The organism is Maribacter litoralis, from assembly GCF_902506355.1.
Lineage (GTDB): Bacteria > Bacteroidota > Bacteroidia > Flavobacteriales > Flavobacteriaceae > Maribacter > Maribacter litoralis.
Genome location: NZ_LR733271.1, coordinates 3,404,033 through 3,417,485 on the forward strand (window position 1 = coordinate 3,404,033; position 13,453 = coordinate 3,417,485).

At 35.7% G+C, this 13,453-nt stretch carries 10 protein-coding genes; 7 read left to right on the forward strand and 3 right to left on the reverse strand.

Features of this window, described 5'->3' with window-relative positions; all coding sequences use genetic code 11:
- The first annotated feature begins 4 nt into the window (after window positions 1–4).
- The 4 genes from EXIGUO8A_RS14260 to EXIGUO8A_RS14275 all read left to right on the forward strand — a co-directional run bounded on the left by EXIGUO8A_RS14260 (window position 5) and on the right by EXIGUO8A_RS14275 (window position 7,194).
- Entirely contained in the window at window positions 5–1,075 is a 1,071-nt protein-coding gene (locus EXIGUO8A_RS14260; protein ID WP_159303656.1) for an AMP-binding protein, read from the forward strand.
- Window positions 1,076–1,115: 40 nt separating this feature from the next.
- A complete protein-coding gene (locus tag EXIGUO8A_RS14265; RefSeq protein ID WP_159303657.1) occupies window positions 1,116–2,465 on the forward strand; it encodes a M24 family metallopeptidase in 1,350 nt (449 codons plus the stop codon).
- 128 nt (window positions 2,466–2,593) lie between these two features.
- Complete coding sequence (locus EXIGUO8A_RS14270) at window positions 2,594–5,269, forward strand: carboxypeptidase-like regulatory domain-containing protein (protein ID WP_159303658.1); 2,676 nt, start codon at window positions 2,594–2,596, stop codon at window positions 5,267–5,269.
- A 182-nt stretch (window positions 5,270–5,451) separates the two neighbouring features.
- The gene (locus EXIGUO8A_RS14275; protein ID WP_159303659.1) at window positions 5,452–7,194 is read left to right on the forward strand and encodes a carboxypeptidase-like regulatory domain-containing protein; all 1,743 of its coding nucleotides are present in this window, start codon (window positions 5,452–5,454) and stop codon (window positions 7,192–7,194) included.
- Window positions 7,195–7,372: 178 nt separating this feature from the next.
- Here the strand turns inward: EXIGUO8A_RS14275 and EXIGUO8A_RS14280 are convergent, their stop codons facing one another.
- Complete coding sequence (locus EXIGUO8A_RS14280) at window positions 7,373–9,001, reverse strand: acyl-CoA carboxylase subunit beta (RefSeq protein WP_159303660.1); 1,629 nt, start codon at window positions 8,999–9,001, stop codon at window positions 7,373–7,375.
- Window positions 9,002–9,063: 62 nt separating this feature from the next.
- On the opposite strand from EXIGUO8A_RS14280, the gene EXIGUO8A_RS14285 reads away from it, so the two are divergent.
- From EXIGUO8A_RS14285 to ettA, 3 genes are all read left to right on the forward strand, one after another.
- Window positions 9,064–10,044, forward strand: a complete 981-nt coding sequence (locus EXIGUO8A_RS14285) for a Gfo/Idh/MocA family protein (RefSeq protein ID WP_159303661.1) — start codon at window positions 9,064–9,066, stop codon at window positions 10,042–10,044.
- 76 nt (window positions 10,045–10,120) lie between these two features.
- Window positions 10,121–10,297, forward strand: a complete 177-nt coding sequence (locus EXIGUO8A_RS14290) for a CAL67264 family membrane protein (protein WP_167333101.1) — start codon at window positions 10,121–10,123, stop codon at window positions 10,295–10,297.
- A 67-nt stretch (window positions 10,298–10,364) separates the two neighbouring features.
- A complete protein-coding gene (gene ettA / locus EXIGUO8A_RS14295; RefSeq protein WP_116772214.1) occupies window positions 10,365–12,056 on the forward strand; it encodes an energy-dependent translational throttle protein EttA in 1,692 nt (563 codons plus the stop codon).
- A gap of 71 nt (window positions 12,057–12,127) precedes the next feature.
- Here the strand turns inward: ettA and EXIGUO8A_RS14300 are convergent, their stop codons facing one another.
- Window positions 12,128–12,946 (reverse strand): MBL fold metallo-hydrolase, encoded by an 819-nt coding sequence (locus tag EXIGUO8A_RS14300; RefSeq protein WP_407658210.1) that lies wholly within the window; start codon window positions 12,944–12,946, stop codon window positions 12,128–12,130.
- 2 nt (window positions 12,947–12,948) lie between these two features.
- On the reverse strand, window positions 12,949–13,410 hold the full coding sequence (locus EXIGUO8A_RS14305) for a GNAT family N-acetyltransferase (RefSeq protein WP_116772215.1): 462 nt from the start codon (window positions 13,408–13,410) through the stop codon (window positions 12,949–12,951).
- Window positions 13,411–13,453 lie beyond the last annotated feature (43 nt).

The window sequence follows — 13,453 nt, forward strand, 5'->3', positions numbered from 1 at the left end:
TGTAATGAATAAACTTTCTTTGCACCAAGATTTTTCCATTCATGGTAGAACAATTTCTTTTGATGATTTAACAGAAGTAAGTTATAGCCTAATTAAGGAAGGTGAAGAATTTGAAAAACATATAGGTGAATTCCTTTTAGATTGGATCGATGATTCGCAAACATTATTCGTAAAAACTTCTGGTTCAACGGGTCAACCAAAGACTATTTCCTTAAAGAAAGAGCACATGATTAATAGTGCTCTGGCAACAGGTAGCTATTTTAATTTAACTACTAAATCTTCTGTCTTATTGTGCCTTCCGGCTACCTATATTGCGGGTAAGATGATGTTGGTAAGAGCCATGGTGCTAGGTTTAGATATATATTTTGTGCCTCCAACTTCCAGTCCGTTAGAAGAGACCTCTAGATCTTTCGATTTTGGAGCAATGGTGCCTATGCAAGTTGCACACTCGTTGCCTAAATTACATCTGATTAAAAAATCGATAATAGGGGGTGCGCCTATTTCTACTACGTTGAGAAAAGAGTTGCTTTCTGTTCCCAATGCTAGTTTTGAAACCTATGGCATGACGGAAACTATAACCCACATTGCTGTAAAACCTTTAACCGTTGGTGCTGAAAATGACCTCCCTTTTTCTACCTTGCCAGATATTGAAATTTCAAAAGATGATAGAGGTTGTTTGGTAATTAACGCACCAAAAATTACAGATGAAATCGTTAGAACCAATGATGTTATTGAATTGGTGTCAAATAGTGAGTTTAAATGGCTAGGGAGAATTGACAATGTTATAAATTCTGGTGGAGTAAAATTACATCCCGAGCATATAGAGAAAGTAATTTCCAAGTATATTGATACACCCTTCTTTGTAACGGGAGTTCCAGATGAGGAATTAGGTCAAAAAGTAGTAATTGTCGTAGAAAATACGACTAAACAAAAAATTCAGGAAATAATGGATTCCATTACCGATTTCAAAAAATTTGAGAAGCCGAAAGCTATTTTGATTATAAAACAGTTTCAGCGTACTGAAAGCGGAAAAGTGCAGCGTGCTAAAACGCTTCAACAAATTTTGAAGGCATAAATAATTCAGCTATTTTCATCATTAGAAAAACCAAGATCTAATGACCAAACAACTAGTTATCCTATTTATTTGTATTCAGGGCTATGTGTTGAACGCCCAACAAATCCTCAACGAAAAAGAAAGAGCACAGGTAATCGATGAAATCTTAGATGATCGCTTTAATAATCTGCTACCAGAGCTTATGGATGCTTCAGGTTTAGATATGTGGGTGGTCATTTCTAGAGAATACAATGAAGATCCTGTAATGAAGACTATGCTTCCGGCTACGTGGTTGAATGCCCGTAGAAGAACTATCCTATTGTTTTATAGAGACAAGGCAAAAAATACGATAGAGAAGTTAGCTGTTGCCCGCTATAATGTTGGTAAAAACATTATTTCTGCTTGGGATAAGGAAAAAGAACCTAATCAATGGGCACGGTTAATGCAATTGATATCAGAAAGAAATCCGAAGAAAATCGGACTTAATTTTTCAAAAGACCACAACATTGCAGATGGTTTGGATAAAACCGACTATGATGAATTCATGACTAACCTGCCTAAAAAGTATATATCAAAAGTAACTTCTGCTGAGCAATTGGCAGTTCGCTGGATCGAAACGAGATCAGAACGAGAAATGGTTATTTATGATCAATTGGTAGATATTACACATGATATCATAGCCGAAGCATTCTCAGAGAAAGTAATAACTCCGGGAATAACAACAACTTCTGACGTTGAATGGTGGATGCGCCAAAAAGTGACAGATTTAGGTTTAGAAACGTGGTTTCACCCAACCATAGATGTACAGCGAAGTAAAGAGGAATTGGTAAGTCACTTGTACTCTTTCTCAGGTAGACCAGAGGATACAGTGATTTTACCAGGGGACTTGGTTCACTGCGATTTCGGAATTACATATCTGCGTTTAAATACTGATTGTCAAGAATTGGCGTATGTATTAAAACCAGAAGAAACATCAGCGCCTGACTTTTTAGTGAACGGATTAAAAGATGGTAATAAAGTCCAAGACTTTTTGACTGCCAATATGATTAAAGGCAGATCTGGAAATGAAATTTTGGCCAAGTCATTGAGCCAGGCAAAGAAAGCAGGGTTAAGACCTTCAATTTATACACACCCGTTAGGTAGTTACGGTCATTCAGCGGGTACAACAATTGGTATGTGGGACTCTCAAGGTGGTGTCATGAAAGATGATGGTGAGAACTACCCGTTAAATCCAAACACTGTTTATGCAATTGAATTAAATACCAACATTAATATTCCTGAGTGGAATAGAGATATTCGAATTATGCTTGAAGAAGCCGGTTTCTATGGTGAAGATGGATTTAGATACGTAAATGGAAGACAGACCGAATTATTGTTGATTCCACGTGTAAAGAATCATCAGGGCAATTAATCTTAATTTGTAATATAGAATATGGTTGATGTAATAAAAATCTTATTTTCTATTTATTAGTATTAGGTTTAAAAGCTTGTTATTCATATATTTAAGAGTAACCTTACGGTTGTTGTATAACTCGCTTAATGAAATGGATTACTAAACTTAATATAAAGTATTGTCTTTTATTGATTTTGTGTACGCTCAGTTTAGGACTTTTTGGGCAACATCAATTTAAAGGAACAGTACTAGATGCTGATACGAAAGAGACGCTTCCTTTTGTAAATATTGGAATTGTAAACAAAGGTGTAGGTACCGTAAGTAATTTTGATGGTAAATTTTATCTAGAGATTAATAAGGCTGATTTTTCTAATACAGATGTGCTACAATTTTCTTCTGTAGGTTATAAAACCATTCAGCTTAAAATTTCAGAGGTAAATTTTAATAATTTGATGTTTCAAAAAGTTGTTATGCAGCCTCAGGCAATGCAATTACATGAGGCAATCGTATCCGCTAAATATCTGAAAGGTAAAAAAGATGATGTTATAGGCTTTTCATATCCTAGTAAAAATAAGTTTGGGTATTGGAAGGGCGATGGTTCTTTGGGTGCTGAATTGGTGACAAGGATAAGTGTGGACAAAAAGAAGCACTTCTTAAAGGATTTTCACTTTTATCTAAACGAGAATTATTCAGATAGTGTATTGGTGCGCATTAATGTATATAAAGGCGGCACCATTTATCCTGAAGATAAATTATTGAAAAAGAACGTTACCAAAATGATAGGCAAATCTCCTGGAATGATAACCGTAGATTTAAAGCCGTACAACCTTATTGTAGATGAAGATTTTAGTATTGGTCTAGAATTATTGGAAGTATATGGTAAGCGAGTGGGCTTGGTTTTGGCTGCGGATTATAGACCAAGTACATCATACAGAAGATATGTTAGCCAAGGACAATGGAAAACGTTCAGGGTAGATGCAATGACTTTTTATGTAAATACTTCTACTTTGAGTGAGGATGACATTTCTCAAATATCAGAATACGCTAGACATAAAACCCTTCAAAATTCGTTCAACACTCCTCAAATAAATATCAACCCAGTCCAAACCCATAGGTCAATTACGGGTTTTGTTTTTAATAATGGTAAGCCTGTTGAAAATGCTACTGTTCAAATAGCGGAGTCATTAAAGCATACACAAACAGACGCGTATGGTAGGTATTCCATTATGGCACAAATAGGAGATGTCATTAGTTTTGATTATTTGGGTTTCGAAAAAGTGGAACGTACCGTATTGGAGACTATACATAATATCAACGTCACCATGAATGTGATGGTTGAAGAACTAGAAGGTGTTACCGTTACTGAAAGAGCGCGTTTAAAGAAAACCGAGGCAGAAATGTTCTCTGAATATTTAACGAATGATGAATTTGCTAAGACTGCTTATGGAACTCTTGATAAAAAAACAATTGGTCATGCAATAACTATTGTAGATGGTAAGAGTTTGAACTTATCGGCGCCAAATATTCTAGCAGCTTTAGATGGTAAAATAGCTGGAGTTCATATTGGTAATGTAACCAATGGAAATACTTGTTTTGGATGTTCTTTTACCAAAGTTGCTGTGTTTATAAGAGGAGGTAAAGGGTCAATTAATAATATTAGACCTGCAATATTCGAAATTGACGGAGTAATTTATGAAGATGTCCCGTATTTTTTAGATTTAAATGTTATTGAGCGCATAGCGGTAATACCTGGTCTTGCTGGCGTTGGAAGATATGGGCAGGTTGCCGCGGGCGGAGTAATTGCAATAAGTACAAAACATGCCAATTATGCTACCAAGAATAATAGAGCTAATGACCAAGCTAAAATTCGAAATAATATTTACGAACACGATGCTATAAGTAAAGAGCAGGTAAATAAAAATTTGCCAAGCTACCTTCAAGCTCTTTTAGCTACCACTAGTTTTGAAGCGGCTAAGAAAGTGTATCACGAAAACGAAAAACTATATAGTAGTTCTGCTACGTTTTTTCTTGATGCCTATATTTATTTTACTGCCAATTGGGAACAAGAAAAATTCAATAATGATATAATCTCCAATCATCAATCGCTATTTGAGAATAACATCAATGATATGAAGGCATTGGCGTATGCGTACCAGCGAGAAGGTGAATTTGAACAAGCAAACAAACTATATACCAGTGTTTTTGTAAAAAGACCTAATTATGCGCAATCGTATAGAGACATGGCAAATAGTTTTGTTGAGGTGAATGAGGTACAGAAAGCAGCTAATCTTTATAGTAGGTACACCAAATTATTGAACGACTCTTTTCTAGTGGCAGATACTATAGGATTGCATCCTGTAATTACAACTGAGTTCAATCACTTTTTACAGCATAAAACCGACTATAACATTAGTTCAGAAGATTTAAAAGAAGTAGCGGCTATGCGCGAGGGTACAGATACCCGTCTTCTTTTTGAATGGAACGATGATGAGGCTGAATTTGATCTTCAGTTCGTAAATCCAGAAAATCGCTATTTTGTTTCGAATACATCGCTAAACAATCAGAATGAATATTTTGGTAAACAAGAATATTCATCGAGCAAAGAGTTCTTTCTTGAAAGTGATATTCAAGGAGAATGGATTGTAAATATAAATTATAAGGGGAATAAAAGTGGTTTGCCTACTTATTTCAAAGTAACCTCTTTTTCTGGTTATGGTACGGATAATGAAGAAAGCATAACCAGAATATATAGGTTGTCGTTAAAAAATGTAAATCAGAATCTATTTTACTTGCCAACCCTGGGCGTAGATAGGTTGAATTAAGTGATGTATTTATTTGAACAACAATGGTTTAGTCAGTTTGGTTAGATATGGTATGTTGTAAATAACCTTAATTATCTATAAAATGTTAAATTTATCACGATTAGTGTGTTGTTTTCTTTCAATTTTAATCATGGATTGATTTTTGATGTCATGTAATGGACTTATCTTCAATACTATATACTATGAAAAAAATTCTATTTCTCTTTGCGCTAATAGCTTTTGTTTTCAATGTGCAAGCACAAAGCAAAACAATTAAGGGTAAGGTTACCCAAATGGATTCTCCTTTGGCAAATGTTCAGATTTCTATTATAGATTCTGATATTTCTACTACAACTGACGCCAACGGATTATATCAAATATCTGCAGAACCTAAAGATATGTTACTATATAAATATCCTGGACTTAGCGATGTTCAGATTATGGTGGAAGATGTTACTCGTGTTTTGAATATTGAAATGACTCAGAAAATTGAGCAATTAGATGAGGTTACTGTTAGGAACAGTAATAGAAAGTCTCAAAAAGAACTGGAAGAGGAGTATAAATACAAACCAAATTTAATTAAAACGGCTTTCGGAATTCTGGATAGTGAGACTGCACCAGGAAAAATCAGGTTTTTACAAGAAGACGAAATTAATGATGTAGGAATTTGCATTTTGGATGTTGTTAGAAATGAGTTTGCTAGCGTAAGGGTTTTTGGTGATTGTCAGCGTGGAGGGGGAGTATATATTAGAGGTTTCAATTCCATAAGTCAGGCATCTCCAGCTGTTTATGATGTTGACGGTCAAATATTAACCGATACGCCTACGTGGATAGCACCTGCATCTATAGCTAGATTGGCTGTCTTAAATAATTTAGCAATGACCACGCGATATGGGTCAATAGGTGCTGGTGGTGTAATTGTTATTAATACCAAAACCCTATTATATGCTGGTAACAAAGACGGTAAGCCTTATGATCAAGCAAAACTAAGAAATAATAAATATGATAACTCAGCATTAACCTCGGTTGATTTTAAGGAAGATAAACCTTCGTATATGAATGAGCTTTTAAATACGAATACCGAAGAAGAGGCAAAGATGATTTACGCAAATCAAATCAAAAAATACAGTAGTTCATATTACTATGTTTTAGATGCCTATGATTATTTTTCTAATAGATGGAAAAATCAAGAATTTGCAGATAAAGTAATTGAAGAGAATAAGAATATACTTAGCGGAAATCCTAATGCATTAAAATCCCTAGCATACATTTATCAAGCTGAAGGAAAGCTTAAGCAGGCAAATAAATTATATGAAGCTGTATATACACTTAGAGCAGATTATGCACAATCGTATTTAGATTTAGCCAATAGTTATAGAGAATTAGGTTTAAATCAAAAAGCGGCAGCTATGTATTTACGATACGATTATTTATTGGCCGAAAAATTACTGGATAAAGAAGAACAAGTAATAACCATTATGGACCGCGATTTAAATAATTTGATTTCCTTAAAAGGCGATGATTTGGTTTCAACTGATAAGGTGAATGAAATTAAGCTTGATGATGATTTTAAAGGAACACGCTTGGTTTTTGAATGGAGTGATAGTGAGGCTGAATTTGAATTGCAATTTGTAAATCCTGAGAAAAGATACTATAAAAGTGAACACTCTTTAGCGGCAGATGCTGAGCGAATTCAAATTGAAAAACGTTCTGGTTTCTCTAGTGAAGAATATTTAATAGATGATACACTTCGGGGTAATTGGTTGGTTAATGCTACGTATTTAGGTAATAAAAGTTTGACGCCTACATATTTGAAAGCTACTATATATTATAACTATGGTAGTGCATCGCAACGAAAAGAAACGAAGGTTTTCAAACTTGGGTTGCGTAATGTAAATCAGCAATTGTTTACCGTTTCAAATGCTTTAAGTATGGTTGCTAATTAAACTCGATAATCGAGATTTAAATGCCTGCAGGCTGCTCCGAGCTTTTTATTTTTTCAGATAATTAGTAAAACTGATAAACATTTAGATATTTAAATACCCACAATACGTTTTAAGTGTATTGTGGGTATTTTTTTTTAATCTATATCGATTAATAACCTCTTTACTACTTCCGTTTACATTAAACCTGCAACACCCCCATATTAAAAGGGTTCTCTATAGGCGCATGGTCTGCAGCTTCAATTCCCATAGAAATCCATTTACGGGTATCTTTTGGGTCTATAATGGCATCTGTCCATAATCTTGACGCTGCATAGTATGGAGAAACTTGATTGTCGTAACGCTTCTTGATTTTATCGAATAGCTCAGTTTCCTTTTCTTCTGTAATAGTTTCACCTTTCTTTTTCAAAGAAGCTTTTTCAATTTGTAATAATACTTTTGCTGCTGAATTTCCGCTCATTACTGCTAGTTCTGCACTTGGCCAAGCGACAATTAATCTTGGGTCATAAGCTTTACCGCACATGGCATAATTTCCTGCTCCGTAGCTGTTTCCGATTACAATGGTGAATTTTGGTACGACGGAGTTACTTACCGCATTGACCATTTTAGCACCATCTTTTATGATGCCACCATGTTCACTCTTACTACCAACCATAAAACCGGTTACATCTTGCAAGAAGACTAATGGAATTTTCTTTTGGTTGCAATTGGCTATAAATCTGGTTGCCTTATCTGCAGAATCGGAATAGATGACACCGCCAAACTGCATTTCGCCTTTTTTAGTTTTTACTACTTTTCTTTGATTGGCGACAATACCAACTGCCCATCCATCTATACGTGCGTATCCGGTTAAAATAGTTTGTCCGTATCCGGCTTTATATTCTTCGAATTCAGAATCGTCTACCAATCGTTTTATGATTTCCATCATATCATACTGCTCAGCTCTTGAGCTTGGTAGAATTCCGTAGATATCATCAGGATTTTCTTTTGGCTTCACACTTTTCTTTCGGTTGTATCCCGCTTTAGGGAAATCACCGATTTTATCCATAATATTCTTTATGGTATCTAAAGCCGCTGCATCATCTTTTGCTTTATAATCCGTTACTCCGCTAATTTCACAATGGGTAGTAGCTCCGCCCAACGTTTCATTGTCTATACTTTCACCTATCGCCGCTTTTACCAAATAGCTACCCGCCAAGAAAATACTGGCAGTCTTATCTACTATCAAAGCTTCGTCGCTCATTATAGGCAAATAAGCACCCCCGGCAACACAACTGCCCATAACAGCAGAAATTTGTGTAATGCCCATACTGCTCATTACCGCATTGTTTCTAAATATGCGGCCAAAGTGTTCTTTGTCAGGGAAAATCTCATCTTGTAGCGGTAAATACACACCAGCGCTATCTACTAAGTAAATTATAGGCAGTCTGTTTTCAATAGCTATTTCTTGTGCTCTCAAATTCTTTTTAGCGGTAATGGGAAACCATGCACCCGCTTTAACTGTAGCATCATTGGCAACCACTATACATTGTTTGCCTTTTACATAGCCAATTTTAATAACAACACCACCAGATGGGCATCCGCCGTGTTCTTTATACATGCCATCACCAACAAAAGCTCCCACTTCAATTTGTTCTGTTTTTGGATCAAAAAGATAATCAATACGTTCTCTGGCGGTCATTTTACCTTGGTCGTGCTGTTTGGCTATTTTGGCTTTTCCTCCACCTAAATAAACCTCGTTCAGCTTTCTTCTAAGGTCAGATAATAACAACTTATTCCTATCTTCGTTTTGATTGAATTTTAAATCCATTCTGTATATTTATTTTCTTCGGATAAAGATAAGAAGTTAATTTTGGTGTACATGCAACAAAAATGAAAAGTATGATAAAGTGGGGTATTGTAGGGGCAGGTAACATTGCTCATAGTTTTTCTAAAGATCTGGCCTTGGTAGAAGGCGGTAAATTGATTTCGGTAGCATCTAGAAGCTTGGAGAAGGCACAAAATTTTGCAAATGAATATGGTGCACCAAATGCTTATGGTAGTTATGAAGAACTGTTTAATAGTAATACCGTAGATATTATTTATTTGGCTACTCCGCATACTTCTCATGCCGATTTGAGTATCGCTGCAATGAAGGCCGGTAATGCCGTGCTTTGTGAAAAACCTATGGGTGTTAATAAAGCTGAGGTAGAAAAAATGGTATCGGTAGCTAAGGAGAGCAACGTTTTTTTAATGGAAGCTTTATGGTCTCGTTTTAACCCAACCATTGTCAAAGTAAAAGAATTAGTAGATAATGGTACTATTGGTGATATTGGTTATTTGCATTCAGATTTTGCCTTTTATGCTTTGGATAGGGATGAGAAAGGAAGGCTGCTCAACCCTGAGTTGGCAGGTGGTTCTCTGTTGGATATTGGTATTTACCCAATATTTTTAGCTTATGTACTATTGGGCAAACCAAAGGATATTAAAGCTTCGGCAAACTTTTATAAGACAGGAGTAGAAATGCAATGTAGTATGATTTTTAATTACGAAAATGCCCAAGCAATCTTATATAGCGGACTCAATTCAAATTCAGAAAAGAAATCTGAAATAGCGGGAAGTAAAGGAACTGTTTTTATTCATCCGAGGTGGCATGAGACTATTGGGTACACCTTGGAAAAAGACGGTGAGTCAATTTCTACCGAGGTTGGAAAAAGAGGTAAGGGCTATGTACATGAAATAGAGGAGGTTCATAACTGCTTAAACCATGGCAAAAAGGAGAGCGACTTATGGAGTCATCAAAATAGTTTGGATTTAATTGAGATTATGGATTCTGTACGCGAAATGACGGGAATTGTGTTTCCCTTTGAATAATAGCGGGTCTAATACTGGATAAATGTCTTAAAATTTCCGATATTTGATGTTCGCTTAAAATTTAATCGACTCGAAAATGAACAAGAATACTGTGCTCACTTGGGCTACTTTTATTATGATTTTTGTAGGGCTTGCACTTATTGCATTAGGTGCTTTTCGTTATGACCAGGTTGCTGGTTGGGGTTTTGCATCTGTTGGAATTGGTTTTTTTGCTATTGCTTGGGTGTTCAACGCACTTAAGGGTAGAGTATAATTAATAGTTTAACCAGTAGTGAATTTCTTCTGCTGGATGATAATTTTTCACTAAACACTATAATTTTATGTCAGATGATAAGAAGGTGATCTTCTCCATGTCAGGAGTTACGAAAACCTATAAGAATGCTAACACCCCAGTTTTAAAGAATATTTATCTAAGTTTTTTCTACGGTGCCAAAATAGGGATTTTAGGTTTAAACGGTTCGGGTAAATCAACTTTGCTAAAAATCATTGCGGGAGTTGATAAAAACTTTCAAGGAGATGTTGTTTTCTCCCCTGGGTATAAAGTAGGTTACTTGGAACAAGAGCCAGAATTGGATGAGAACAAAACTGTGCTTGAAATTGTAAAAGAAGGGGTTGCGGAAACTGTGGCAATTCTTGATGAATACAATAAGATAAACGATATGTTCGGCCTTCCCGAGGTTTATGAGGATGCCGATAAAATGCAGAAGTTGATGGATCAACAAGCTGTGTTACAAGATAAAATTGATGCTGCAAACGCTTGGGAACTGGATACCAAGTTAGAAATTGCAATGGATGCTCTGCGTACTCCGGATCCTGACAAGAAAATAGCAGTTCTTTCAGGTGGTGAAAGAAGAAGGGTAGCTTTATGTAGACTACTACTACAAGAACCAGAGATTTTGTTATTAGATGAACCTACCAACCACTTAGATGCAGAATCTGTACATTGGTTAGAGCATCATTTGGCGTCTTATAAAGGAACGGTAATTGCCGTAACGCACGATAGGTATTTCTTGGATAATGTTGCCGGTTGGATTTTAGAGTTGGATAGAGGTGAAGGTATTCCTTGGAAAGGGAATTATTCTTCTTGGTTAGATCAGAAGTCAAAACGTATGGCTCAAGAAAGTAAAACGGCTTCAAAAAGACAAAAAACCCTTGAACGAGAGCTTGATTGGGTTCGCCAAGGAGCAAAAGGTAGACAGACAAAACAAAAAGCACGTCTTAAGAACTACGATAAGTTAATGAGTCAAGATCAAAAACAACTTGACGAAAAACTTGAAATCTATATTCCTAACGGACCACGTTTGGGTACCAATGTAATTGAAGCAAAAGGAGTAAGCAAAGCTTATGATGATAAGTTGCTTTACGAAGACCTAAATTTTAAATTGCCACAAGCTGGTATTGTAGGTATTATTGGACCAAATGGTGCCGGTAAGACCACTATTTTTAGAATGATCATGGGTGAAGAAACTCCAGATAAGGGTGAGTTTGAAACTGGTGAAACGGCAAAGATTGCTTATGTGGATCAAAGCCATTCTAATATTGACCCTGAGAAAACCATTTGGCAGAATTTCAGTGACGAGCAAGAATTGGTAATGATGGGTGGTAAGCAAGTAAATTCTCGCGCTTATCTAAGTAGGTTCAATTTTTCTGGTAGTGAGCAGAACAAAAAGGTAAATATGCTATCAGGTGGTGAACGTAACCGTTTGCATTTGGCAATGACATTGAAAGAAGAAGGTAACGTGCTTCTTTTAGATGAACCTACCAACGATTTAGATGTAAATACATTGCGAGCTTTAGAAGAAGGTTTAGAGAATTTTGCTGGTTGTGCAGTAGTGATTTCTCACGATAGATGGTTCTTGGATCGTATTTGTACACATATCTTAGCTTTTGAAGGCGATTCTCAAGTGTATTTCTTTGAAGGTTCTTTCTCTGATTATGAAGAGAATAAAAAGAAACGTTTAGGCGGAGATCTTATGCCGAAACGAATTAAGTATAAAAAGTTGATTAGATAATTGTTTAGTCAAACCAGTAAAAAGCCCGCAAACGCGGGCTTTTTTATTTTCAGCTAACAGCTAACAGCTGACTAATATTCCTCATTTGGGTACCAATCTAATTGAACAACCTCTATATCTTGATTGGCGGCATTTACGAGATTTTTAAATTTTTCAACATCGCTTACATCTGGTTTTCCTCTATAGTGATAAGGATACACCTGTTTTGGTTTGAAATCCAATACCGCAGCTGCAGCACTTTCTTCGGTCATGGTGTATGGAAGATTCATACATATAAAGGCTTTGTCTATATTTTTTAAAGCGCGCATTTCAGGTATATCTTCTGTGTCTCCAGAAAAATAAATTCGTTGATCATCTATATTTAAAACATAACCATTACCTCTCCCTTTACTGTGAAATTTAAGAGCCTCTTCTCTTAAGTTGTACATGGGTATGGCTTCAATGGTAATTCCGCTTACCACTTCACTGGTCCCATTGTTCATGATTACCAATTGTTCAGAGAATTTTTCAGGTAGTTCGTCGGCAACCGCTTGTGGTACAACAAAAGTTGCATTTGATGTATCTAATTCGTTCAAAGTCTCAATATTCAAATGATCCCCGTGAATATCCGTAATCAAAATTAATGAAGGTTGTTTTTGTCCTTCAAAAGCTTCTGCGCCACCTACGGGGTCAAGGTAAATGACCACATCGTTCCACTCTATTACGGCAGTAGCATGTTCAATTGGTGTAATATCAATTTTGGCGTTGGTATTTTCGCTTTTCATTGTAGATGATATATCTTCTTCAACTTCTTGGTTGGATTTCATATCATTTTCCGATTTCTTAGCCTCTTTGCAAGAGAAAGAAATACTAGTAATAAAAATTAATAGGAGTAACTTATTCATGTTCATCGTTATTTTAGTTTTAATTCCATTTTTATATCAGACCTAAGGTAGTCTATATAATCTACCATTGGTTTAATTGTAAACCCATGTTTTCTGTAAATATGTAATGCGGTATCAAGTTTGGTACTTGAATAAAGCTCTAATACTTCATAGTTTTTATTTTTTGCGAAGTTAATAGCGTATGACAATAATTGTTGACCTATTCTTAAACCTCGATGGGATTTGCTTACCGCCATTTTTCCCAATTCAAAACGTTTTTCGTTTTTTTTAATCAAAGCAAAACATCCAACTGGCTCATTGTGCCATAGCCCTATAAATATATGTCCGCCTTTATCGATGATTGCTGCTTGGCTGTCATCTAAAAGTTCCCTGTCTTTATCTTCCACTTCAAAATATTCTGTTATCCAGGCAATATTTAAGTCTTTAAAGTTTTGAGTATATTTAGTCTCAAAAGGCACAATAACAAGCATGATCAATATTTAATCTGTTGGTTGCATCTAAATTATAGTATAT